A 22,093-nucleotide genomic window follows, 5' to 3' on the forward strand; every position below is an offset into this window, starting at 1 on the left:
AAACCTGCGGCAAGTTGCCCCCGCACGACGGGACAGGTGCAACGACCCTTTCAAGAAAGGGCTGGAGGAGACTCGCATGTCTATCGGCACGATCATTCTGATCATCTTGGTCATCGCCCTGCTCGGCGGCTTCAGCGGCATTGGCGGCGGGCCGTTCTACGGCACCGGCTATTACGGCGGCGGCGGCCTCGGACTCGTCATCGTCATCCTGCTAATCCTGCTCCTGATGGGACGGATATAGGCACGCTTGTAGGGTGGGTTAGCGAAGCGTAACCCACCACGCTTCCTGCGAATATAGAACGAAGTTGGTGGGTTACGCCTTCGGCTAACCCATCCTACTTTTTCGACGCCAGCTTCTTCATGGCCGCCTTGATTGAGGCGGCGGCATCATCATAACCTTCCCACGCTTTCGATCGCGCCAGCAGGCCCGGCACGGTGCGCATCGTATAGCGCTTCGGATCGAGATCGCTCTTCACCTGCGCCCAAGTCAGCGGCATCGACACCGTGGCACCGGCGCGCGCGCGCGGCGACAGCGGGGCAATCGCCGTCGACATACGGTCGTTGCGCAAATAGTCCAGGAAGATCTTTCCCTTGCGCAATTTCTTGGACATGTTGAGCAGATAGCGTTCGGGATCGTCATTGGCCATCCACTGGCAAACGCCTTGCGCAAACGCCTTGGCCTCCTTCCAGCTCACCTTGTCGCGCGCGCCGTGGAGCAGCGGCACCACCACATGGATGCCCTTGCCGCCAGTGGTCTTGCAGAAGCTGTCCATGCCGATATCGGCGAGCCGCTGCCGCATCTCCTTGGCCGCCTCGACGACGTCGGCGAAGTCGACGTCGGGCGCAGGGTCGAGATCGAACACCAGCCGTCCCGGCGTGTCATAGGCATAAGGCGCGCAATTCCATGGATGCAGCTCGACGCCGCCGACCTGCGCCACTGCAGCGAGCCCTTCGATCCGATCGATCTGCAGGTACGGCTTGCGGTCGCCGGAGACCCTTGCGAGCTCCAGAAGGTTCGACGTGCCCTGCATGGCATGGCGCTGAAAGAAGCATTCGCCCTTGATGCCGTCAGGAGCGCGGATCAGCGAGCAAGGCCGGCCCTTCAGGTGCACGATCATCCATTCGCCGACGGCTTCGAGATAGCGGGCAAGGTCCAGCTTGGTGACGGGATCGCCATGTCCGTCGTCGGGCCAGAGCTCCTTGTCCGGCTTGGAGATGACGACGCCCATGACCTCGGCGTTGCTGCCGCTGGGGGCCGATCGCGCGCCTGGCTTCGCTTTTGCGCGCTTCACTCCTTTGGCTGAGGGTTTGGCGAGCTCGGTGTCGACTGGCGTTTCGGCCTCGACCTCCTCGGCAGGCTTGTCCTGCCGCAGGCCTTTGAAAGCTGCTTGGCGGACATTGCCGTCGGCGGTGAAGCCGGCGAACTCGATCTCGGCGACGAGCTCCGGCTTCAGCCAGTGCATCTCGCGGGTCTTCTTCGGCGCATTCTTGCCGCCGAAGGGACTTTCCTTGGTCGCCATGGCCTTCAACGACGGCATGATGCGCTTGACCTTGTCCGCGCCAAAGCCGGTGCCGACCATGCCGACGAAGGCGAGATGATCGCCGCGCTGCACGCCGGCCATCAGTGAGCGGAACTTGCCATTCGTGGTCTTGTAGCCGCCGATCACCACCTCGTGGCCGGCGCGGCATTTCGACTTGACCCAGCTCTCGGTGCGGCCGGAACGATACGGGGCATCCAGCTTCTTCGATACCACCCCCTCGAGCTCGAGCTTGCACGCCGATTGCAGCACGGCATCGCCCCCGCTCTCGAAATGCTCGACATATCGGATCTGGCTCGCCTTCCGCTTGCGCGATTCCAGGAGCTCCTTCAGCCGGGCCTTGCGTTCGCCGAGCGGCAGTCGGCGGTAATCCTGGTTCTCGGCGAACAGGAGGTCGAAGGCAAAGAAGATCAGCTCGTCGGTCTTGCCATCGGACAACGCAGCCTGAAGCGAGGAGAAGTTCGGCGCGCCGTTGTGATCGAGCGCGACGATCTCGCCGTCGATCATCACGTCCGGCAGCACGCCCGCATCCTTGGCAATGGAGGCGAACTTGCCGGTCCAGTCGAGGCCTTTGCGGGTCTTGAGCGTTGCTTCGCCGTCCTCGACCCGGAGCTGGACGCGATAGCCGTCGAACTTGATCTCGTGACACCAGCCCCGGTCGGCCGGCGGCCGATCGACCAGCGTACAGAGCTGCGGCGCCACGAAATCCGGTATCTCTGAAACCTTCTTCGTGTTTGCTGCTGTCGTCGCCTTCTTCCTTGCCGTCGTTCCGGCCTTCAACGCCGTGCGCGGCGCCGGCTTCACCGTGCGCCCTTTCGCCTCCTCGGCGCGGTTGGACTGCCAGACCGCATTGGCCTTGCCCTTGGGACCCCTAAGACCCTTGGCCAGCATGAAAGGTTTGGGCGCGCGGCCCTTCCCTTCGGCGATCTGCTCCATCGCGCGGCCGGAGGCGACGGACTTGTCCTGGTCGAGGATGTCGTTGTCGGCGCCTTCGCGGACATGTTCGTCGCGGTGCTTGATCAGCAGCCAGTTGGTCCGCTTTTCGCCGCCGCGGTTGCGCATGCGCACCAGCACCCAGCTTCCGTGCAGCTTGTCGCCATGCAGGGTGAATTTGAGATCGCCCTTCTTGAAGCCGGCTTCCGGATCTTCCGATTCCCAAGTGCCTCGATCCCACAGCATCACGGTGCCGCCGCCGTACTGCCCTTCTGGAATCGTACCTTCGAAATCACCATAGTCGAGCGGATGGTCCTCGACCTCGACCGCCAGCCGCTTGTCGCGCGGATCGAGCGAGGGCCCCTTCGTCACCGCCCAGGACTTGAAGACGCCGTCCAACTCGAGCCGGAAGTCGTAATGCAGCCGACTGGCATCATGCTTCTGGATCACGAAGCGCCGCTGCTTCGAGGGCGCGACAGGGGTCTTGCCTGATGGCTCGGGCGTCTTCTCGAAGTCACGCTTCTGTCGGTAAGTGGAGAGTTTTTGCAGCACGACTGGTCCCGCTTCTCTTTCGGCATTCAAGCCTATCACGGCGAAAGTCCCACCCGGAACCAAAACCCCACGGAGGGGTTGGGGTTCCAAAACGCCTTGAAAACGCTGGAGAATGGAATGGCCCCGCGTGCCTATTGGAAGGGAACGTTGAAGCTCTCGCTGGTCAGCTGTCCGGTCATGCTCTATCCGGCTGCGACCGCCGCGGAGAAGACTCGGTTTCATCTCATCAACCGCGAGACCGGGAACCGGCTCAAGCAGCAGATGATCGATTCCGAGACCGGCGACGTCGTCGAGAGCGATCAGAAGGGGCGCGGCTACGAGCTGAGCAAGGGCAAATATGTCGAGGTCGAACCGGAGGAGCTCGAGGCGGTCCAGATCGAGAGCAACCACACCATCGACATCGAGAGCTTCGTGCCGAGCGAGGAAATCGACCAGCGCTACCTCAACCACCCCTATTACATCGCCCCCGATGGCAAAGCCGCAGTCGACGCCTTCGCGGTGATCCGCGACGCCATGAAAGATCAGGACCGCGTGGCACTCGCAAAAATCGTGCTTACCAATCGCGAGCACGTGATGGCGATCGAGCCGCTCGGAAAGGGCCTGCTCGGCACCACGCTGCGCTACCCTTACGAGCTGCGGGACGAGGACCAGTTCTTCGAGGACATCAAGAGCCCGAAAATCACCAAGGACATGGTCGAGCTCGCCGGCCACATCCTGCACTCCAAGGCCGCGCATTTCGATCCTAGCGAATTCAAGGACGAGTACGAGAACGCGCTGAAGGCGCTGGTGAAGCGCAAGGCCAGCGGCAAGAAGATCGAGCTGCCGGAGCCCGAAGAACGGCCGAGCAACGTCGTCAGCCTCATGGATGCGCTGAAGCAAAGCCTGAAGGGACGCGGAAGAGGAAAAAAGACTGCGGCGAAGTCCCATGCGCGGCGTGCGCAGGGGCGGCACCGAGCCGCTAGGAAGGCGCACCGGTCGCCAGCGCGGCATCGCAAGGCGGGTTGACTGTCATTCCGGGGCGATGCGAAGCATCGAGCCCGGGAATCCATCGTGCCAAGCGCAACTGGCGGAGAAATGGATTCCGGGCTCGCGCTGACGCGCGCCCCGGAATGACGGCTGACCTAATCCCCGACCTTCAGCCTGTATCCGATCCCCGTCTCCGTCAGGACATATTGCGGCCGTTCCGGGTCGGCTTCGATCTTCTGGCGGAGCTGACGGACATAGACGCGCAGATATTGCGCATCCGTCAGCTCGTCCCAGAGCTCCTTGAGCAGGAAGCGATGGGTGAGCACCTTGCCGGCGTGCTGCACCAGCACGCGAAGAAGATCGTATTCCTTTGGCGACAGCTTCACGTCGCGCTCGCCGACCTTGACGATGCGGCGCACGAGATCGACGGAGAGGTCGCCAGTGCGGAACACAGGGCGCTCGCCTTTAACCTGAAGTTGGTGGCGCAGCGCGGCACGCAAGCGGGCCAGTAGCTCGTCCATGCCGAACGGCTTGGTCAGGTAATCGTCCGCGCCAAGGTCGAGCGCCTGCACCTTGCCGGCCTCATCGCCGCGGCTCGACAGCACCACGATCGGCACGCCCTCGTTGCGCGCGCGGATGGTGCGCAGCAGCTCGTGGCCCTGGATGTCGGGCAGGCCGAGATCGAGGATGATCAGCGCCGGCTCTTCGGCAAGCTTGTCCAGCGCGGTCTTGCCGTTCGACGCCTCCAGGATTTCATAGCCCTGCGTCGTCAGCCCCATCCGCAGCAATTTTCGGATCGGTGGCTCGTCATCGATGACCAGAACCTTGATCAGGGCAGCACTCATGCAGCGGTATCCAATGCGTGGGTCTGCACTGGGACGGGCAGACGGATGGTGAGGATCGCGCCGCTGCGGTCGCTGCGGTTGGCGGCCGAGATCGTGCCCCGCATCGCCTCGACGAAGCCTCGGGAGATGGCAAGGCCGAGCCCGGTGCCGGGACGGACATGGTCCCCCTTCTGCACGCGATAGAACTTGTCGAACACGCTCTCAAGCTCGTCGGATGGGATGCCGCCGCCCTCATCGGCGATCTGGAGAACGACGTGATCGCGCTCGCGCTGACTGCGGATCGCAATCGTGGTGTCGGCCGGCGAATATTTCGCGGCGTTGTCGAGCAGGTTGAACAGCACTTGCTCGAACAGCACGGCATCGAGCTCGAGCATGGGCAGATCGGCCGCCAGCACGAGCTCGACCTTGTGGGCAGCGAGGATCTTGGCCGCCCGCCGCAGCGCGCTACCGACGATCTCGCCGAGATCGTGCAGCGCCGTGTTGGGCACGATGGCGCCGGATTCGAGCTTGGTCATGTCGAGCAGATTGGCGATGAAGCGGTTGAGCCGCTCGGATTCGTCGATCACGGTCGCGAGCAGGTCGCGCTTCTCGGTGTCCGAGAGCGCGCCGGCGAGGTCGCGCATGGTGGAGGCCGCCCCGAGCACCGAGGCCAGCGGCGTCTTCAGATCGTGCGAGATCGAAGTCAGGAGCGCCGAGCGCAGCCGCTCGGATTCGACGGTGCGCTTGACGCGGTCCATGTCCTCGACCAGCAGCACGCGCTCGATCGCGAGTGCGCCCTGGTCGACCAGCGCGTCGAGCAACCGGCGCTGGTCCGGGGTCAATAGCGGGCCGGTGCGGTCGTTGTCGATGCCGATGACGCCGATCGGCCCGCGCCCGGTGCGCATCGGCAGGAACAGCCGTTTCGCACCCGGCAGCGTGTCCGAGCCGCGGCCTGCGGGGCGGTCGTTGCTCCAGGCCCAGTTGGCGGCGGCGAAGTCGGCCTGATCGAGCTCATCCTCCGGCGGATAGCCGGATTTCACCGTGAGCAGGCCCTCCTCCGGCAGCAGCAACACGACGCGGACCTTCAGCATCAGCGCGATCTGGTAGGCGGTTGCCCACAAGACGTCGTCGAGCGTGGCGGTGCCGGCGAGCTTGCGGCTGAAGGCATGGAGCTGCTCGGTCATCCGGATCCGGCCGATCGCGGTGTCGGCCTGGATGCGCACGCGCGCCGCGACATTGGAGACGATCATCGCCACCACCATGAACAGCACGAAGGCGGCAACGTTGGTCGGGTCGGTGATCGTGAAGGTGTAGATCGGCGGAATGAAGAAGAAGTTGTAGCAAAGCGACGCCGCCACTGTTGCCATCAGGGACGGCCACAAGCCATAGCGGACGGCAACCGCGACGACCGAGGTCAGCAGCACGAGATCGACGTTCTCGAGGCCGAAATAGGGCTGGATCAGCTCGGCGGCGCCGAGGCCGATCAGCACGATGCCGAGCGCCTTCAGATAGGGCCGCGGGTTGAACGGCTCCGAGCGAGCAGCGGTCTGCACCGCGGTCTTGGGCACGGCCTCGCCGGGCAGCTCGTCACCGGCGATAACATGGACCGTGATGTTGCCGGCGCGGCGCACCAGGTCATGCACGACTGAGCCGCGCGTCATCTCAAACCAGCGCGAGCGCGTCGACTTGCCGATCACGATCTGGGTGACGTTGTTGCCTTGCGCGAAGTTGACGACGTCGTCGGCGATGCGGCGGCCGACGGCGGGAATCGTCAGCGCCTCGCCGCCGAGCGATTCGGCCAGCCGCAGCGTATCGGCCAGCCGGTCGCGCTCATCGTCGGACAATTGCAGGGATCGCCGCGTCTCGATCGAGAGCGCGGTGAACGGTGCGTGCAGCCGATCGGCCAACCGCTTGGTATAGCGCACGAGGCCAGCCGCGCGCGGATCCTCGCTGACGCAGACGAGGATGCGCTCGCCCGCAGCCCACGGACCGGCGATGGCGTTCGCCTGCATATGGGTGAGCAGTTGCTCGTCGACCCGCTCGGCCGTGCGCCGCAGCGCGAGCTCGCGCAACGCGGTCAGGTTGCCTGGCGAGAAATAATGCTCCAGCGCCCGCTCAGCCTGCTTGGGCACATAGACCTTGCCCTCCTTCAGCCGCTGGATCAGATCATCAGGCGTGAGGTCGATCAGCTCGATCGCATCGGCCCGGTCGAACACCGAATCCGGCACGGTCTCGCGCACCCGCACATGGGTGATCTGGGCGACGACGTCGTTCAGGCTCTCGATGTGCTGGATGTTGACGGCGGTATAGACGTCGATGCCGTGGGAGAGCAGCTCCTCGACGTCGAGATAGCGCTTGGGGTGGCGGCTGCCCGCCGCGTTGGTGTGGGCGAGCTCGTCGACCAATGCAATCTGCGGCCGGCGCGCGATCACGGCGTCGAGGTCCATCTCCTCGACCACCTGGCCGCGGTAATCGAGCCGCTTGCGCGGGACCACCTCGAGCCCGCGCACCAGCACCTCGGTCTCAGCGCGGCCGTGGGTCTCGACGAAGCCGACCACGACGTCGACACCCGCCTTGCGCTTGGCGTGAGCGCTTTGCAGCATCTCGTAGGTCTTGCCGACGCCGGGGGCGGCGCCGACGAAGATCTTCAGCCTGCCGCTCGCGCTCTCCTCCCGCCGCGCTGCTTCCAGCAGCGCCTCGGGCGACGGACGTTGTTCGGGATCACGGCGCTGTTGAACCATCAGGCCAATATAATCACCCCCGCGTGCCGAGCCTAGACTACTTCGCGGCGCGGTCGAGCGCGAGATTCAGCGCCAGCACGTTGACGCGGGGCTCGCCGATCAGGCCGAGCAAACGGCCTTCGGTGTTGGCAGCCACGAGTTGCTCGACTTGATCCTCCGGCATCTTCCGCGCCTTCGCCACGCGCGGCACCTGGAATTGCGCCGCCTCCGGCGAGATATCAGGGTCGAGGCCGCTGGCCGACGTCGTGACCAGATCGACCGGCACGGCCGCATTCGGGTTCTCAGCCTTCAGCTTGTCCACATCTTCCTTGAGCCGGTCGGCCAGCGTCTTGCTGGTCGGGCCGAGATTGGAGCCGCCCGAATTGGCGGCGTTGTAGGGCGCCGGCACCGTTTTGGTTGAATCATTAGGGTCCGGCGCAACCGTCGCCGAAGGGCGGCCGTGAAAGTATTTGTCCTCCTTGAACTCCTGCCCGATCAGGGCGGAGCCGACCACCTTGCCGTCCCTCTCGATCAGGCTGCCCTGCGCCTGCACGGGAAACAACGTGCCGGCGATGGCAGTCATTGCGAGCGGATAGGCAAGGCCCGTGATGGCGGTGAGCGCCAGCAACAGCACGATGGCGGGGCGAATTTCTCTGAGCATGTTTGTCTCCTGTTTCTTCCGTCATTGCGAGCGAAGCGAAGCAATCCAGGGTCTTTCCATGGAGGCAGCCTGGATTACTTCGTCGCAATGGCGGGGCTATGCCAAATGCAAGGCGGTGACGACGAGGTCGATCGCCTTGATGCCGACAAAGGGAATGACGATGCCGCCGAGGCCGTAGATCAAGAGGTTGCGTTGGAGCAGCGCGCCGGCGCCGACGGCGCGGTAGGCAACGCCTTTCAGCGCCAGTGGGATCAGCGCGATGATGATGAGCGCGTTGAAGATGATCGCCGACAGGATGGCGCTCTGCGGACTCGACAGGTTCATGACGTTGAGCACGCTGAGTTGGGGGTAGAACGCCAGGAACATCGCCGGGATGATCGCAAAATACTTGGCGACGTCGTTGGCGATCGAGAACGTGGTCAGCGCACCGCGCGTCATCAAGAGCTGCTTGCCGATCTCGACCACCTCGATCAGCTTGGTCGGATTGGAATCGAGGTCGACCATGTTGCCGGCCTCGCGGGCGGCCTGGGTGCCGGTGTTCATGGCGACACCGACGTCGGCCTGCGCGAGCGCCGGCGCATCGTTGGTGCCGTCGCCGCACATGGCGACCAGCTTGCCCTTGGCCTGCTCGTCGCGGATCAGCTTGAGCTTGTCCTCCGGCGTTGCCTGCGCCAGAAAGTCGTCGACGCCGGCCTCCGCGGCGATCGCAGCCGCCGTCATCGGATTGTCGCCGGTGATCATGATGGTGCGGATGCCCATGCGCCGAAGCTCGGCAAAGCGCTCGCGGATGCCGCCCTTGACGATGTCCTTGAGCTGGATGACGCCGAGCAGCTTGCCGTCCCTGGCGACGGCCAGCGGCGTACCGCCGGCCTTCGAGATATCATCGGCAATGGCCTGGATCTCGCGACCGAGATCCGACAGCGCGGCCGGCTGGATTGCCCGCGCCGCGTTACCGGAGGCAACGGCCAGCGGCGCGCCGCCGCCGACATAATTCAGCATGGCATCGACCGCGCCCTTGCGTACCGACGAGCCGCCGGCATCGACGCCGCTCATGCGGGTCTGCGCGGTGAACGGGATGAAAGTGGCGCCAAGCTCGGCCATGTCGCGGCCACGGATGCCGTATTTCTCCTTCGCCAGCACGACGATGGAGCGGCCCTCCGGTGTCTCATCAGCGAGCGAGGCGAGTTGGGCCGCGTCCGCCAGTTCCTGCTCGGTGACACCGCGCACAGGACGGAAGGCCGTCGCCTGCCGGTTGCCGAGCGTGATGGTGCCGGTCTTGTCGAGCAGCAGCGTGTCGACGTCGCCGGCGGCTTCGACCGCGCGGCCGGACATGGCGAGCACGTTGAAGCGCACCAGGCGGTCCATGCCGGCGATGCCGATCGCCGACAACAGCGCGCCGATCGTGGTCGGGATCAGCGTCACGAACAGGGCGACCAGCACGATCACCGAGATCGAGCCGCCGGCATAGGCCGCATAGCTCGGGATGGTGACGGTGGCGAACACGAAGATGATGGTGAGACCGGCGAGCAGGATGTTAAGCGCGATCTCGTTCGGGGTCTTCTGCCGCTCGGCGCCCTCGACCAGCTTGATCATGCGATCGATGAAAGTCGAGCCCTGGGCTGCGGTGATGCGGACGCGGATCCAGTCCGACAGCACCTGCGTGCCACCGGTGACCGCAGAGCGGTCGCCGCCGGATTCGCGGATCACGGGTGCGGATTCGCCGGTGATGGCGGCCTCGTTGACGGAGGCGACGCCCTCGATCACCTCGCCGTCGGAAGGAATGGTGTCACCTGCCTCGACCAGCACGATGTCGCCGACCTTGAGGCTCGTGCCAGGCACGAGCTTGAAGGGCTGCTCGGCACCGGTCAGGAGCTTGGCCTGGCTTTCGGTGCGGGTCTTGCGCAGCGATTCGGCCTGCGCCTTGCCGCGGCCTTCGGCCACCGCTTCGGCGAAATTGGCGAACAGCACCGTGAACCAGAGCCAGACGATGATCTGGAAGGTGAAGCCGAGGCTGGCACCGCCGGTGACGACGTCACGCAGGAAGATCACCGTGGTGAGCGCAGCCACGACCTCGACCACGAACATGACAGGGTTCCTCACCATCAGCCGCGGATCGAGCTTGGTGAAGGAGGCGCTGATCGCGGGCATCACGATTCCGGGATCGAGCATTGCCGACATCGGCGCACGTTTTTGCAGTTTCAACGTATCCATGGAGGCCACTCCAACAATCAGAACAGGTTGCCGGCGTTCATCGCCAGATGTTCGACGATCGGGCCGAGCGCGAGCGCCGGAAAGAAGGTCAGACCGCCCATGATCAGGATGACGCCGACGACGAGGCCGACGAACAGGGCGCCGGTGGTCGGGAACGTGCCCATGGACGGTGGAATCGACTTTTTCTCCGCAAGCGATCCCGCGATCGCCATGGCCGGGACGATCATGAAGAAGCGGCCGACGAACATCGCGCTTGCCAGCGTCAGGTTGTAGAAGAACGTGTTGCCGGTGAGCCCGGCGAAAGCCGAGCCGTTGTTGCCGGCCGCCGATGTGAAGGCGTAGAGCACTTCGGTGAAGCCGTGCGGTCCGGCATTTGCCATGGAGGCGACTGCCGCCGGATAGACCACGCCGACGGCGGTCCAGCCGAGGATCATCAGCGGCAGCACCAGGATGGCCAGCATCGCCATCTTGACCTCGCGCGCCTCGATCTTCTTGCCGACATATTCCGGGGTGCGGCCAACCATCAGTCCTGCGACGAAGATCGCGAGAATGACGAACAGCAGCATGCCGTACATGCCGGCGCCGACGCCACCGACGATGATTTCGCCGAGCTCGATGTTGATCAGCGGGATCATGCCGCCGAGGGCGGTAAAACTGTCATGCATCGCATTGACCGCACCGCAGGAGGCGGCGGTGGTGACGACGGCGAACAACGAGGAGGCAACAATGCCAAAGCGGACCTCCTTGCCCTCCATGTTGCCGCCGGTCAGACCCAGCGGATGGAGCGTCGCGGTGCCGTGCGCCTCCGCCCAATAGGTGATGGCCACGCCGGCCAGAAACAGCACGCCCATCACGGAGAGGATCGCCCAACCCTGCCGCTGGTTGCCGACCATGCGGCCGAATACGTTGGTGAGCGCGGCGCCGAGCGCGAAGATCGAGAGCATCTGCACGAAGTTCGACAGCGCGGTCGGATTCTCGAAGGGGTGCGCGGCGTTGGCGTTGAAGAATCCGCCGCCATTGGTGCCGAGCATCTTGATCGCAACCTGCGAGGCGACCGGCCCGACCGCGATGGTCTGCTTGGCGCCTTCGAGCGTGGTCGCCTCGATATACGGCCCGAGCGTCTGCGGCATGCCCTGCCAGACCAGGAACAGCGCATAGACGATGCAGATCGGCAGCAGCACGTAGAGCGTACACCTGACGACGTCGACCCAGAAATTGCCGACCGTGCGCATCGAGGCGCGCGAGAAGCCGCGGATCAGGGCCATCGCCAGCGCGATGCCGGTCGCGGCCGACAGGAAGTTCTGGTGCGTCAGGCCGAGCATCTGCACGAGATAGGACAGCGTGCTCTCGCCGCCGTAGTTCTGCCAGTTGGTGTTGGTGATGAAGGAGACCGCGGTGTTGAAGGAGAGATCCTCGGCGACCACGCTCTGCCCGGCCGGATTGAAGGGCAGCACGGCCTGAAGCCGCATCACGCCGTAGATGATGAGGAAGCCGCCGACATGGAACAGCAACATGGCGACCGTGTAGGTCAGCCCGTGCTGCTCGCGCTTCTCGTCGACGCCCGATACCCAGTAGATTCCGACCTCGATCGGACGCAACACCGGCGACAGGAACGTCCGCTCGCCGTTGAACACGCGCGTCATGTGCCAGCCGAGCGGCTTGGTCAGCGCAACGATAATGGCGCAAAACAGAATGATCTGGAGCCAACCGATCACAGTCATGGAGAGAGCCTTTGTGGAATCGCGTTTGAGCGGCGCCCGCTCAGAACCGTTCGGGCCGCAGCAGCGCGTAGGTGAGATACATCAGAAGGCCGAACGAGACGGCGCCGGCGAGCGCATAATCGAAGATCATGATCCGCTCCGTCACAGCCGCTCGCAGGCGTAGGTGTAGCCGACCGCGAGCGCGAAGAAGGCAAAGCCCAGCGCCAGCATCAGAATGTCCATCATGGAGATGATCCTCGTCTGTCCTATGCCCGGCAATTATTCTCGGCCTGCCGGCAGCACGACGCTGACGTGCCACTGCGGACATAGGTTTTCGAGACGGAGGCCGCGGCGAAGTTATAGGAATCTCATAAAGGCCTGCGAGCTGGCTTGCCGTGTTTGGTCAGGCAAGCGCATCCGCGCCTTTATGAAATCCTTATATCTTCAGCCCCTTTCTCACCTCGTTTTCAAATGCCGTTCCAGCCATCTTGGACACGCCGGCCGACTGACCGACGCAGATGTCCACGAGGCCTAAGTGACCGCCGCTCTCGAACGCCGTGATCTGCTCTTGCTGGGTGAACGCATTCGCGCCGCGAGTGCAGTGACTCGGCCGTTGATGATCGAGATCATCGATACGGCGTGCCGACGCTTCCCCTCGCTCAGGCAAAGCGCAGGCACCGCGCGCGTCATGAGCCTGATCGATGTCGAGGCTTGGGCCGATGCCGCGCTCGCATTGATGGAGCTCGAGCTGCCGCTTTGGCAAGTCCGCCGTATCGCCTATGACGATGGGGAGTGGCATTGCGCCCTGTCGCGCCAACGCGAACTGCCGGACTGGCTGGACTCGGCGGTCGAGGCCCGCCATGCCGACCTTGCGCTCTCTCTGATGTCGGCCTTTGCCGAGGTGCAGGTGCGGACCGCGGAGGCAGCCCGGCCGAGCGTTCCCTCTGTTCGTCCGGCCCGCGATCCGCTCTACGAGCCGATCGGCTGCGACAATGTCGGTTAAACGCGCATGCAGACCGGCAGGCGAAATCTGGAGCGGGTGGTCACCGTTATCGTCTTGACGATGACGCTGAGCATGATCTGGGGCGCCGTGCTGACGCTCGTGATCGCGCTGGCAGCACGCGGCCTGGGCGTTTAGGGTCGCGCCGCCGCGCTCGGCAACTGCACGCGAGCTGGCCATGGCTGCCTTTGAAGCGAGCAACCGCGCGCGCAGCGCGGTCGCAATGCCCGGTTGAGGCCAGCTATCCCGCAGAAAGGGCCTGCCCGATCTGGCGCAATTTCACGGAACCGTGTAGAGCGGTTTCATGAGCACAAGCAGCGTCAATGTCGTCGCCCACCCCCTGGTCCAGCACAAGCTCTCCTTGATGCGGGAGAAGGACCGCTCGACCAAGAGCTTTCGCGAGATCCTGAACGAGATCGGGATGCTGCTCGGCTACGAGGTGACGCGTGACCTGCCGCTGGAGCTGGTCGAGATCGAGACGCCGATCGCGCCGATGCAGGCGCCGAAGATCGCCGGCAAGAAGCTCACGCTGGCGCCGATCCTGCGCGCGGGCGTCGGCTTCCTCGACGGCATGCTGGCGCTGATGCCCTCGGCGCGCATCGCCCATATCGGGCTCTACCGCGACCCCGAGACGTTGCAGGCCGTGGAATATTACTTCAAGGCGCCGCAGGATCTGTCCGATCGCACCGTGATCCTGATGGACCCGATGCTGGCCACCGGCAATTCGGCCTGCGCCGGCGCCTCGCTGCTCAAGGCGCGCGGCGCCCGCGACATCCGCTTCGTCTGCCTCTTGGCCGCGCCCGAGGGCATCGCGAAGTTCCAGAACGAGCATCCCGACGTGCCGGTCTGGACCGCCGCGATCGACGAGCGGCTCAACGACCACGGCTACATCGTGCCGGGCCTGGGCGATGCCGGCGACCGGATGTTCGGCACCAAGTAGACAGCTTTGCGCGATCGGGTTACTCCGATTGCCATGCCGACCGACAGATTTTCGCTGCCATCGCTGATCCGGACCGAGGCCGCCAGTCCCGTCTTCGTGTTCGACGGCAAGCCGGTCACGCCCGCAGAGTTCTCAGAAAGGATCGAGCAGACCGCCGCCTGGCTCGCCGCGCACGGAATCGGCAGGGGCGACGTCGTCGCGGTCTGGCTGGTCAACCGGATCGAATGGCTCGCACTGCTGTTCGCCGCCGCCCGCCTGGGCGCGGTCGTTGCCACCGTCAATACGCGCTATCGCAGCGCGGAAGTCGCGCATCTGCTTCGGGTATCCGGTGCCAAGCTGATGGTGCTCGAAGCCGCGTTCCGCTCGATCGACTTTGCCGCCATTCTCGCCGATATCGCCAAGGACGAGGTGCCCGCACTGCGACAGCTCGCGGTGGTCGGCGCGGATGCCATCCCGGCGCACTGGCCTTGTGTGCGGTTCGATGCCTTCGAGCGGCCCTATCCGCCCGCCCCGCCGGCTCAGGACGACATCGACCTGCCGGTACTGCTCTACACGACATCGGGCACGACCAAGGGCCCGAAGCTCGTCGCCCATTCGCAGCGGACGCTGGCGACGCACGCCGCTTCCGTTGGCAAGGCACTCAAGCTTGATCCACAGCGCCACTCGCTGCTCGCGATGCTGCCGTTCTGCGGCACGTTTGGCATGACGAGCCTGCTCGGCTTCATCGCAGCGGGCGCGACCATTCATGTGCTCGACGCCTTCGAAGCGGCGCCGGCGGCGAAGATCCTCAGCGCGTGCAGGATCACGCACTCCTTCGGCTCGGACGAGATGTTCCGCCGCATCCTCGCGCTCACCGATGCACCACGTCCGTTTCCGCATCTCGAAATCTGCGGCTTCGCCGCGTTCCAGCCCGGCTGGCGCGAGCTGGCCGCGGAGGCCGAGGCGCGCGGCATGTCGCTGTTCGGCCTCTACGGATCGAGCGAGGTGCAGGCGCTGTTCTCGATCGGCCGCGGCAGCGATGCCTTCGCCAACCGCATCGAAGGCGGCGGCTGGCCGATGTCGCCGGACGCGAAAGTCCGCGTCCGCGATGTCGAGAGCGGCGAGCTTGCGGCCCAGGGCGTTTCTGGCGAGATCGAGATCAGCGCGCCGTCGCGCTTCCTCGGCTACTTCAACAATCCCGAGGCGACGCGCGAAGCGATCACCGCCGACGGGTTCTTCCGCACCGGCGACATCGGCCACCTGCGCGGCGATGGCTCCTTCGTCTACGAGACGCGCGCAGGCGATGCGATGCGGCTCGGCGGCTTCCTGGTCGCGCCCGGCGAAATCGAAGACGAGCTCAAGTCGTGCGCTGGGGTGGCCGACGCTCAGGTGGTTGCGGTCGATCTCAAGGGCCAGGCACGCTGCGTCGCCTTCGTGATCCCGGCTGGAGAGCCACCGCGACAGGACGCGCTGACTGCCCATCTGCGCGAGCGGCTCGCCGGCTACAAGGTGCCGGCGCGGATCTATGTCGTGGACGCCTTCCCCGTCACCGACAGTGCCAATGGCGTCAAGATCCAGCGCGCCAGGCTTCGTGCCATGGCCATGGAACGCATCGCCGCCGAATAGGCCAGCCTGTTTGGTTGCGCCACAAGACTCGTTCAGTAGGACTTCGCGAGCCCCAGCACCTTTTCTGCGATGAAGCTTAGCGCAAGCTGCGGACTGACCGGCGCGATGCGCGGGATCAGCACCTCGCGCAAATAGCGTTCGACGTGGAATTCCTTGGCGTAACCAAAGCCGCCATGGGTCATCACCGCCTGTTCGCAGGCCGAGAAGCCGGCTTCGCCCGCGAGATACTTTGCCGCATTGGCTGCGGCGCCGCAGGGCATGCCCTTGTCGTATTGCCAGGCCGCCGACATCACCATCAACCAGGCCGCCTCGAGCTCGACCCAGTTCACCGCCAGCGGATGCTGGATGCCCTGGTTCTTGCCGATCGGGCGGTTGAACACCACGCGCGTCTTGGCGTACTCGGTCGCGCGCGACAGCGCGAGCTTGCCGAGCCCCACGGCCTCCGCCGCGATCAGGATACGCTCCGGGTTCATGCCTTCGAGGATGTACTGGAAGCCTTTGCCTTCCTCGCCGATCCGATCCTCCATCGGAATTTCAAAGTCCTCGAAGAACAGCTCGTTGGAATCGACGATCTTGCGGCCCATTTTCTCGATCTCGTGCACCTTGATCCTGTTGCGGTCGAAATCGGTGTAGAACAGGCTGAGGCCGTGGGTCGGCGAGCGCACCTCTTCCAGCGGCGTGGTGCGCGCCAGCAGCAGGATCTTGTGCGCGACCTGCGCGGTCGAGATCCACACCTTCTGACCGTTGACGATGTAGCGGTCGTTCTTGGCGACCGCGCGGGTCTTGAGCTGGGTGGTGTTGAGGCCAGTGTTGGGCTCGGTGACGGCGAAGCACGCCTTCTCGCGGCCCTCGACCATCGGCGGCAGCATGCGCTTGCGCTGCGCCTCGGTGCCGAACACGACGACGGGGTTGAGTCCGAACACGTTGATGTGCACCGCAGAGGCGCCGGACATGCCGGCGCCGGATTCGGCGATGGTGCGCATCATGATCGCGGCTTCCGTGATGCCGAGCCCGGAGCCGCCGTACTCCTCCGGCACGCAGATGCCGAGCCAGCCAGCGTCGGCCAGCGCCTTGTGGAAGTCGTGCGGGAAGCCGCCGTCGTGGTCCTTCTTCAGCCAATAGGCATCGGGGAAGCCTTCGCAGATCTTGGCGATGGCGTCGCGAATGGCTTCCTGCTGATCGGTGAGCGCGAAATCCATGTTCTTGATCTCCTTATTGGGAGCAGCGGCGACTCACGGGCCCGATCTTGAGGCGAGTTGGAAAATGACCGTGCCAGCCGCGACCGCGCGCAATCTCTCTTCTCTTCGCGTGCCCCACCCAAAAGGCCATGGCCGATTGCTGCGCCGGACGTTCCCTCGGTTGCGTTCTTTAGCTGGAAAAACTGAATACAGATACGTGAATTTGTCTGCCAACTGTGTGTACCATGCATAGGGTCATGCGGCGCGACTGTGCGAGCGCGCTGTTATTTCGCAGGGAGGGAAACCGCGATGGCCGGACTTTATTACGAGGATTTTTCCGTGGGCCAGGAGTTCAGGCATCCGCTGACCCGGACCGTCACGGAGATGGACAACACCATGTTCAGCCTGCTGACACTCAACCCCCAGCCGCTGCACATCGACGCGCATTTCTCCGAAAAGACCGAATTCGGCCAGCGCATTTTCAACAGCCTTTACACCCTCGGCATCATGATCGGCATGACAGTCTATGATACGACCCTGGGGACTACCGTTGCCAATCTCGGCATGACCGACGTCACTTTTCCAAAGCCTGTCTTCCATGGCGATACGTTACGGGCAACGACGAAGGTGCTTTCGTTGCGGGAATCGAAATCGCGCCCCAGGGCGGGCATCGTCGAGTTCGAGCACCACGCTCTTAACCAGAACGATGAGATCGTCGGCAAATGCCGGCGCATGGCGATGATGCACAAGAGGCCGGTCTGATGCGTTCGATGCTGTTCGTGCCGGGTGATTCCCCGCGCAAATTCGAGAAGGCGAGCGAAGGCAAGGCCGACGCGCTGATCATCGATCTCGAGGACTCCGTCGTCACCGAGAAGAAGGACGAAGCACGCGGGTTGACGCTCGCGATGCTCATGGGCTCTCGCGGCCCGCACCAGCTCTATGTCCGCGTCAACGCGCTCGACACCGGCATGACGCTCGCCGATCTCACCGCGGTGATGCCCGGCAAGCCCGACGGCATCGTGCTGCCGAAATCGCAAGGCGGCGACGATGTGCGGCAGGTGGCAACTTGGCTCGAAGCGTTCGAGGCGGCGTCTGGCATCAGGGTCGGCACGACGCGTATCGTCTGCGTCGCGACCGAGACCGCCGGCTCGATCTTCGGCCTCGGCAGCTACAAGGGATGCTCCCCGCGCCTCGCCGGGCTGATGTGGGGCGCGGAAGACCTCTCGGCCTCGCTCGGCGCCACCGAGAAAGCCTCGGGCGGCGTGTTCCACAGCCCCTATCGGCTCGCGCGCGATCTCTGCCTGATGGCGGCGGCGGCGGCCGAGGTCGCACCGATCGATACCGTCTATACCGACATCGACAATCTCGCCGGCCTCGAAGCCGAAACGCGCGCGGCACGGCGCGACGGTTTTTCGGCCAAGGCACTGATCCATCCCAAGCATGTCGATATCGTCAACGCGGCCTTCGAGCCGACCGACGCCGAGCGCACATGGGCTACGAGGGTGATCGCCGCGTTCGCGAGCAATCCCAATTCCGGCACGCTGCGGCTCGACGGCCAGATGATCGACAAGCCGCATCTTCGCGCCGCGAAGAAGATCCTCGGCCAAGCCTAGATCAGGACGCAAGCCTCGCCATGATCGTGCGCCAAGCCGCGCTGATTGCGCGGACTATCGATCGGCCTCAGTCGAATCCCTGAACGGGCGGCGTCGAGGTTTGCGGCGGCACGGCGGGCGCGGCTTGAACCGGCGGCGTCGGATTGCCGGCAGCTCTCATCTGGCCGTTGGCAGCCATCGCCTCGCGCGCGGGCGGTGGGACGCGGGTCGCGGCCGCGCGACGCGGCGGCTGGCGGTGCCTTGCCGACTGCGAACCTCTCAATCCCCAGGATCGAGCAATCGAAGGTCCGGCGGTGTAGCCGACCAAAGCTCCCGCGACGGCTCCGACCGGGCCCAGCACGACCGCACCGGATAAGGCGCCGAGCGCTGCATCTCCCGCGCGCTCCTGCGCAACTGCGCTCGCGGGCACGCAAGCCAGCATTGCAATGGCGGTGATCAGAGCCTTGTTCATCGGAATGTCTCCCTCGCGGGAGATCACTCCTGCTCAAATATGGCCGTACGAAGTTCGCTTGCCGGCCAACAAAGGGCAATCGACCATGGAACTCGCCGTTCCCAGCTTGCACCCTCAACCGGGGTTGTAAGCCGGCCAGTCAGCGCAACTGCTACACGATCTTGATCGACATGTCCGGCAAGCCCTCGAGCTTGCACACGAGCACGTCGTCCTTCACCACCGGGCCGACATTCTCCGGCGTGCCGGAATAGATGATGTCGCCGGCCTTGAGCTCGAACGCTTCCGACAGCTTTGCGATCTGCTCGGCGACGCTCCAGATCATCTTGCTGAGATCGGAGTTCTGCCGGACGGTGCCGTTCACCGTCAGCGAGATCGCACCCTTCTCGAAATGGCCGGTCTTGCTTGCCGGATGAATCGGACCGAGCACGGCAGCATGATCAAAACTCTTGCCGATCTCCCAGGGCTTCTTCTCGGCGGCCATGCCGTTCTGGAGATCGCGTCGGGTCATGTCGAGCCCGAGCGCATAGCCGTAGACATGGTCGAGCGCCTTCTCGACGGGAATGTTGGTGCCGCCGGATTTCAGCGCCGCGACCAACTCGACCTCATGATGATAGTTCTTGGTCAGCGACGGATAGGGATGATCGGCGACCTCGCCGACCGCGACGTTCTGGATCGCATCGGTCGGCTTCTGGAAGAAGAACGGCGGCTCGCGGTTCGGATCCGAGCCGCGCTCGATCGCGTGCGCCGCGTAATTGCGCCCGATGCAGTAGATGCGGCGCACCTGGAACACTTGGGTCTCGCCGACGATCGGGATCGTCACCATCGACACCGGGAAGATCGGCTTGGGCCCGGCTTGCGCGGCGGCCGGTGCGACGTCCGCCATGGTGGCCGCGGTCACGACCGCGGCGGTTGCGAGCAGATCGCGTCGCGTGGGTGAGGTCCTCTTCATCTCAGGTGCTCCCTTCGCCTTCTTGGGCGGCGTCATGCGCGCCGATCTGGCTGATAATCGATATTTGGTATGCCAGCAACACTGATCGGCGCGGCGACTGGTTGCCGATCGCAAGCACGAAATCCCCGACTTCGAGCGCGTCGCTGTCGCCGAAGGAAAGCGCCTTGAGCCCGGCCGGGTTCTGGATCTGGAGACCGCGACATCCGTCGGCGGATCACGGCCGATGACTTTGGCGGAAAACTGCCGGCCGTCCTTGGTGGTGATCTGAACGGCGGAGGTACCTTCGACCACGTGATTGTTGGTCAGTACGTAGCCGCGCTGGGCATCGACGATGACCCGGAGCCGGTCGCGTTGACCTCCTTCTCGATCTGCCTGGGGACGTCGAAGAATTCGCGGAAGAGCGGGTCGCGATAGAGCGGATTGTCCTCGCGCACGCGTCCATGCACGGAGATGTTGACGACGGCCGGCGTTACTTGGCGCACCAGCGGCGCCAGGGTCGGCACCGACCCACCCGTCTTCAGGTCTGGGATTTGGCCAGTGGCCGGCTGCGACGCCGTGAGCGCCAGCACCAGCAACGCCAGAGAAAGCAAACGCACAGCATTCAGCTTCGTCACCTGCCGCTTAGCCTGGGATTGCATGGAAGAGCTTTGTGGCCTCAGTCACGCGGCGCAGCGATGAGACCGGTCATGGCCAGAAACGGAACGGCCAAGGCCACCGAGGCTTGGCCGAGCAGCACGAGCGCCAGAACGGTGTGCGTGAGCATCATGCTGCTCGCCGCTCAGCGGCGGCCCAGGGCCGTCGCAGCCGCATCGGGACGCCGCCGCCGCGCGGCGGGTCGTCATTGTCATTGTCGCCGTCGAGCCGGCGCAACGCCGTCAGAATATCGGCGGGTCGGACGATCTGGCTCGTGCCCGGCATCTCGCGCAGAGCGGGACAGGATTCGACCGCGTATATGTCGGACGCCCAGGACGAGAGGATGATCCGTTTCTCCGGTGTGGAGAGCTCCTCAGCATTCAGGACGTCGGCAGGTGAGTCGTAATGGGCAGCGGGATGAAACAGCGGGTTGAAAGTGCCGGCATTGGTATTCACGTTGGTCATCGGTCGTGCCTCCCCTCATGCTCCTTTCCAAGGGACGGGGTTTGTTGATGATGGACGGCGGCACCCACCGCCGCCGCCCGTGGTTGCTAATGCGTATTGATTGCGATGCGCTTGACGCCTTCGCGTGCCTTCTCCGACTTCGGCAGCGATACGGTCAGGACCCCGTCCTTAAACGATGCCTCTGCCTTGTCTTCATCGACGTCCTCAAGCGGAATCTGCCGCTCGAAGGCGCCGTAGTAGCGCTCGGTGAAGTATTTGCCTTCGTGCTTGCGCTCATCCTTCTTCTCGCCGCGGATCGTCAGGACGCCCCTGGCGATTTCGATCTGGACGTCCTTCTCCGTCATCCCGGGCAGCTCCGCCGAGATCGTCAGCGTCTTGTCGGTGTCGCTGAGCTCGATCTTGGGCCAGCCGAAGCGCCCCTCCATGAGCGGCGACAGGCCGGGTCCGCCAAAGCCCCGGAACATATCGTCGAACAGACGGTTCATCTCGCGATGCAGCGTCATGAACGGATCGTAGTTGCCGCGCAACTGCACAAGTTCCTGGTTTCTCGACCAGGGAATAAGATCGCGAATAGCCATGGTGTTCTCCTTCATTCAACGGTCTCGGGAGCGCGGAGGCCACATGCCGTCCACGCTCCAAGACAACGCTTTGGACGAGCCTAAGCTGCTTTCTGCTGCTCGATCTGCGACGTAGGAGATGTGCAGCTCGCGATCTCTATCCGGCGCGGCTTCATGGCCTCCGGAACCTCGCGGACGAGATCGATGATCAGGAGCCCGTCCTGGAACGAGGCCTGCTTCACCTGAACATAGTCGGCGAGATTGAACACGCGCCTGAAGGGGCGGGCGGCAATGCCCTGGTACAGGTATTCGCGCGCAGCAGTCTCGGGCTTCTTGCCCTCGATGGTGAGCGCGTTCTGTTCGGCCGTCACCGCGATGTCGCTAACGCCGAACCCCGCCACGGCAAGGCTGATCCGGTAGTGGTCTTCACCGGAACGCTCGATGTTGTAGGGGGGATAGTTGTCCTCGGTCGCCTGGCGCAGCGTGCTGTCGACGAGGTCGGCCAGGTGGTCGAAGCCGATGGTGGAGCGCCACAAAGGCGCGAAATCAAAATTGGTCCTCATAACCAAGTCCTCCAAAGAGCAAGATGGATACGAA

At 64.4% G+C, this 22,093-nt stretch carries 21 protein-coding genes and 1 pseudogene; 8 read left to right on the forward strand and 14 right to left on the reverse strand.

The genetic code is table 11. From position 1 onward, the window contains the following. Window positions 1-76 precede the first annotated feature (76 nt). Entirely contained in the window at window positions 77-241 is a 165-nt protein-coding gene (locus XH85_RS38960; RefSeq protein ID WP_018318514.1) for a DUF3309 family protein, read from the forward strand. A gap of 94 nt (window positions 242-335) precedes the next feature. On the opposite strand, the gene ligD is transcribed toward XH85_RS38960, so the two are convergent. Next, window positions 336-3,023, reverse strand: coding sequence for a DNA ligase D (gene ligD / locus XH85_RS38965; RefSeq protein WP_128937580.1), 2,688 nt, complete (start codon window positions 3,021-3,023; stop codon window positions 336-338). Window positions 3,024-3,140: 117 nt separating this feature from the next. Here ligD and ku point away from each other — a divergent pair, with 117 nt between their 5' ends. Further along, window positions 3,141-4,028: a non-homologous end joining protein Ku gene (gene ku, locus XH85_RS38970; RefSeq protein WP_128936175.1), complete on the forward strand. Its 888-nt coding sequence runs from the start codon at window positions 3,141-3,143 to the stop codon at window positions 4,026-4,028. A 116-nt stretch (window positions 4,029-4,144) separates the two neighbouring features. Here the strand turns inward: ku and XH85_RS38975 are convergent, their stop codons facing one another. From XH85_RS38975 to XH85_RS39000, 6 genes are all read right to left on the reverse strand, one after another. Beyond that, complete coding sequence (locus XH85_RS38975) at window positions 4,145-4,834, reverse strand: response regulator (protein WP_128936176.1); 690 nt, start codon at window positions 4,832-4,834, stop codon at window positions 4,145-4,147. Continuing rightward, entirely contained in the window at window positions 4,831-7,554 is a 2,724-nt protein-coding gene (locus XH85_RS38980) for a sensor histidine kinase (RefSeq protein ID WP_128936177.1), read from the reverse strand. The genes XH85_RS38975 and XH85_RS38980 overlap by 4 nt, the downstream gene beginning before the upstream one ends. Before the next feature lie 37 nt (window positions 7,555-7,591). Continuing rightward, complete coding sequence (locus XH85_RS38985) at window positions 7,592-8,194, reverse strand: K(+)-transporting ATPase subunit C (protein ID WP_128936178.1); 603 nt, start codon at window positions 8,192-8,194, stop codon at window positions 7,592-7,594. Between the two features lie 96 nt (window positions 8,195-8,290). After that, window positions 8,291-10,405, reverse strand: a complete 2,115-nt coding sequence (gene kdpB, locus XH85_RS38990; protein WP_128936179.1) for a potassium-transporting ATPase subunit KdpB — start codon at window positions 10,403-10,405, stop codon at window positions 8,291-8,293. A gap of 17 nt (window positions 10,406-10,422) precedes the next feature. Further along, window positions 10,423-12,126, reverse strand: coding sequence for a potassium-transporting ATPase subunit KdpA (kdpA, locus tag XH85_RS38995; RefSeq protein ID WP_128936180.1), 1,704 nt, complete (start codon window positions 12,124-12,126; stop codon window positions 10,423-10,425). 40 nt (window positions 12,127-12,166) lie between these two features. Beyond that, on the reverse strand, window positions 12,167-12,256 hold the full coding sequence (locus tag XH85_RS39000; RefSeq protein ID WP_091879689.1) for a K(+)-transporting ATPase subunit F: 90 nt from the start codon (window positions 12,254-12,256) through the stop codon (window positions 12,167-12,169). A gap of 384 nt (window positions 12,257-12,640) precedes the next feature. Between XH85_RS39000 and XH85_RS39005 the strand changes: the two genes are divergently transcribed. The 4 genes from XH85_RS39005 to XH85_RS39020 all read left to right on the forward strand — a co-directional run bounded on the left by XH85_RS39005 (window position 12,641) and on the right by XH85_RS39020 (window position 15,650). Further along, the gene (locus tag XH85_RS39005; RefSeq protein ID WP_128936181.1) at window positions 12,641-13,108 is read left to right on the forward strand and encodes a hypothetical protein; all 468 of its coding nucleotides are present in this window, start codon (window positions 12,641-12,643) and stop codon (window positions 13,106-13,108) included. A gap of 6 nt (window positions 13,109-13,114) precedes the next feature. Beyond that, window positions 13,115-13,243: a hypothetical protein gene (locus tag XH85_RS47515; protein ID WP_256477640.1), complete on the forward strand. Its 129-nt coding sequence runs from the start codon at window positions 13,115-13,117 to the stop codon at window positions 13,241-13,243. A gap of 166 nt (window positions 13,244-13,409) precedes the next feature. Beyond that, window positions 13,410-14,045, forward strand: coding sequence for a uracil phosphoribosyltransferase (gene upp / locus XH85_RS39015; RefSeq protein WP_128936182.1), 636 nt, complete (start codon window positions 13,410-13,412; stop codon window positions 14,043-14,045). A gap of 33 nt (window positions 14,046-14,078) precedes the next feature. Then, entirely contained in the window at window positions 14,079-15,650 is a 1,572-nt protein-coding gene (locus XH85_RS39020; RefSeq protein WP_128936183.1) for an AMP-binding protein, read from the forward strand. Window positions 15,651-15,682: 32 nt separating this feature from the next. On the opposite strand, the gene XH85_RS39025 is transcribed toward XH85_RS39020, so the two are convergent. After that, window positions 15,683-16,849 carry an acyl-CoA dehydrogenase family protein gene (locus XH85_RS39025; RefSeq protein WP_128936184.1) on the reverse strand — a complete coding sequence of 389 codons (1,167 nt, stop codon included), beginning with the start codon at window positions 16,847-16,849 and terminating at the stop codon, window positions 15,683-15,685. 288 nt (window positions 16,850-17,137) lie between these two features. On the opposite strand from XH85_RS39025, the gene XH85_RS39030 reads away from it, so the two are divergent. Further along, entirely contained in the window at window positions 17,138-17,590 is a 453-nt protein-coding gene (locus tag XH85_RS39030; RefSeq protein ID WP_128936185.1) for a MaoC family dehydratase, read from the forward strand. Beyond that, window positions 17,590-18,441 (forward strand): HpcH/HpaI aldolase/citrate lyase family protein, encoded by an 852-nt coding sequence (locus XH85_RS39035; protein WP_164940886.1) that lies wholly within the window; start codon window positions 17,590-17,592, stop codon window positions 18,439-18,441. Before XH85_RS39030 ends, XH85_RS39035 begins: the two co-directional genes overlap by 1 nt. A 67-nt stretch (window positions 18,442-18,508) precedes the next feature. On the opposite strand, the gene XH85_RS39040 is transcribed toward XH85_RS39035, so the two are convergent. From XH85_RS39040 to XH85_RS39065, 6 genes and pseudogenes are all read right to left on the reverse strand, one after another. After that, window positions 18,509-18,892, reverse strand: a complete 384-nt coding sequence (locus XH85_RS39040; protein ID WP_164940158.1) for a hypothetical protein — start codon at window positions 18,890-18,892, stop codon at window positions 18,509-18,511. Window positions 18,893-19,043: 151 nt separating this feature from the next. Continuing rightward, window positions 19,044-19,841, reverse strand: coding sequence for a fumarylacetoacetate hydrolase family protein (locus XH85_RS39045; RefSeq protein WP_245473416.1), 798 nt, complete (start codon window positions 19,839-19,841; stop codon window positions 19,044-19,046). A gap of 40 nt (window positions 19,842-19,881) precedes the next feature. Continuing rightward, window positions 19,882-20,479, reverse strand: a pseudogene (locus tag XH85_RS47105) (trypsin-like peptidase domain-containing protein); the annotation flags it as partial. A 124-nt stretch (window positions 20,480-20,603) separates the two neighbouring features. After that, window positions 20,604-20,939 (reverse strand): hypothetical protein, encoded by a 336-nt coding sequence (locus tag XH85_RS39055; protein ID WP_128936189.1) that lies wholly within the window; start codon window positions 20,937-20,939, stop codon window positions 20,604-20,606. Between the two features lie 86 nt (window positions 20,940-21,025). Beyond that, on the reverse strand, window positions 21,026-21,517 hold the full coding sequence (locus tag XH85_RS39060; RefSeq protein WP_128936190.1) for an Hsp20/alpha crystallin family protein: 492 nt from the start codon (window positions 21,515-21,517) through the stop codon (window positions 21,026-21,028). 80 nt (window positions 21,518-21,597) lie between these two features. Next, the gene (locus XH85_RS39065) at window positions 21,598-22,059 is read right to left on the reverse strand and encodes an Hsp20 family protein (RefSeq protein WP_128936191.1); all 462 of its coding nucleotides are present in this window, start codon (window positions 22,057-22,059) and stop codon (window positions 21,598-21,600) included. Window positions 22,060-22,093: the final 34 nt, after the last annotated feature.

The sequence above is a fragment of the Bradyrhizobium zhanjiangense genome, assembly GCF_004114935.1.
Taxonomy (GTDB): Bacteria; Pseudomonadota; Alphaproteobacteria; order Rhizobiales; family Xanthobacteraceae; genus Bradyrhizobium; species Bradyrhizobium zhanjiangense.

What these genes read in the sequence shown, in the direction of transcription:
- XH85_RS38975 (WP_128936176.1), bottom strand. Translation starts at nt 4,834, where the DNA reads ATGAGTGCTGCCCTGATCAAGGTTCTGGTCATCGATGACGAGCCACCG.
- XH85_RS39025 (WP_128936184.1), bottom strand. Translation starts at nt 16,849, where the DNA reads ATGGATTTCGCGCTCACCGATCAGCAGGAAGCCATTCGCGACGCCATC.
- XH85_RS38960 (WP_018318514.1), top strand. Translation starts at nt 77, where the DNA reads ATGTCTATCGGCACGATCATTCTGATCATCTTGGTCATCGCCCTGCTC.
- XH85_RS39065 (WP_128936191.1), bottom strand. Translation starts at nt 22,059, where the DNA reads ATGAGGACCAATTTTGATTTCGCGCCTTTGTGGCGCTCCACCATCGGC.
- upp (WP_128936182.1), top strand. Translation starts at nt 13,410, where the DNA reads ATGAGCACAAGCAGCGTCAATGTCGTCGCCCACCCCCTGGTCCAGCAC.
- XH85_RS39030 (WP_128936185.1), top strand. Translation starts at nt 17,138, where the DNA reads ATGGCCGGACTTTATTACGAGGATTTTTCCGTGGGCCAGGAGTTCAGG.
- XH85_RS39055 (WP_128936189.1), bottom strand. Translation starts at nt 20,939, where the DNA reads ATGACCAACGTGAATACCAATGCCGGCACTTTCAACCCGCTGTTTCAT.
- kdpB (WP_128936179.1), bottom strand. Translation starts at nt 10,405, where the DNA reads ATGGATACGTTGAAACTGCAAAAACGTGCGCCGATGTCGGCAATGCTC.
- ku (WP_128936175.1), top strand. Translation starts at nt 3,141, where the DNA reads ATGGCCCCGCGTGCCTATTGGAAGGGAACGTTGAAGCTCTCGCTGGTC.
- XH85_RS39020 (WP_128936183.1), top strand. Translation starts at nt 14,079, where the DNA reads ATGCCGACCGACAGATTTTCGCTGCCATCGCTGATCCGGACCGAGGCC.
- XH85_RS39060 (WP_128936190.1), bottom strand. Translation starts at nt 21,517, where the DNA reads ATGGCTATTCGCGATCTTATTCCCTGGTCGAGAAACCAGGAACTTGTG.
- XH85_RS38985 (WP_128936178.1), bottom strand. Translation starts at nt 8,194, where the DNA reads ATGCTCAGAGAAATTCGCCCCGCCATCGTGCTGTTGCTGGCGCTCACC.
- XH85_RS38980 (WP_128936177.1), bottom strand. Translation starts at nt 7,554, where the DNA reads ATGGTTCAACAGCGCCGTGATCCCGAACAACGTCCGTCGCCCGAGGCG.
- XH85_RS47515 (WP_256477640.1), top strand. Translation starts at nt 13,115, where the DNA reads ATGCAGACCGGCAGGCGAAATCTGGAGCGGGTGGTCACCGTTATCGTC.
- XH85_RS39035 (WP_164940886.1), top strand. Translation starts at nt 17,590, where the DNA reads ATGCGTTCGATGCTGTTCGTGCCGGGTGATTCCCCGCGCAAATTCGAG.
- XH85_RS39040 (WP_164940158.1), bottom strand. Translation starts at nt 18,892, where the DNA reads ATGAACAAGGCTCTGATCACCGCCATTGCAATGCTGGCTTGCGTGCCC.
- XH85_RS39000 (WP_091879689.1), bottom strand. Translation starts at nt 12,256, where the DNA reads ATGATCTTCGATTATGCGCTCGCCGGCGCCGTCTCGTTCGGCCTTCTG.
- XH85_RS39045 (WP_245473416.1), bottom strand. Translation starts at nt 19,841, where the DNA reads ATGAAGAGGACCTCACCCACGCGACGCGATCTGCTCGCAACCGCCGCG.
- kdpA (WP_128936180.1), bottom strand. Translation starts at nt 12,126, where the DNA reads ATGACTGTGATCGGTTGGCTCCAGATCATTCTGTTTTGCGCCATTATC.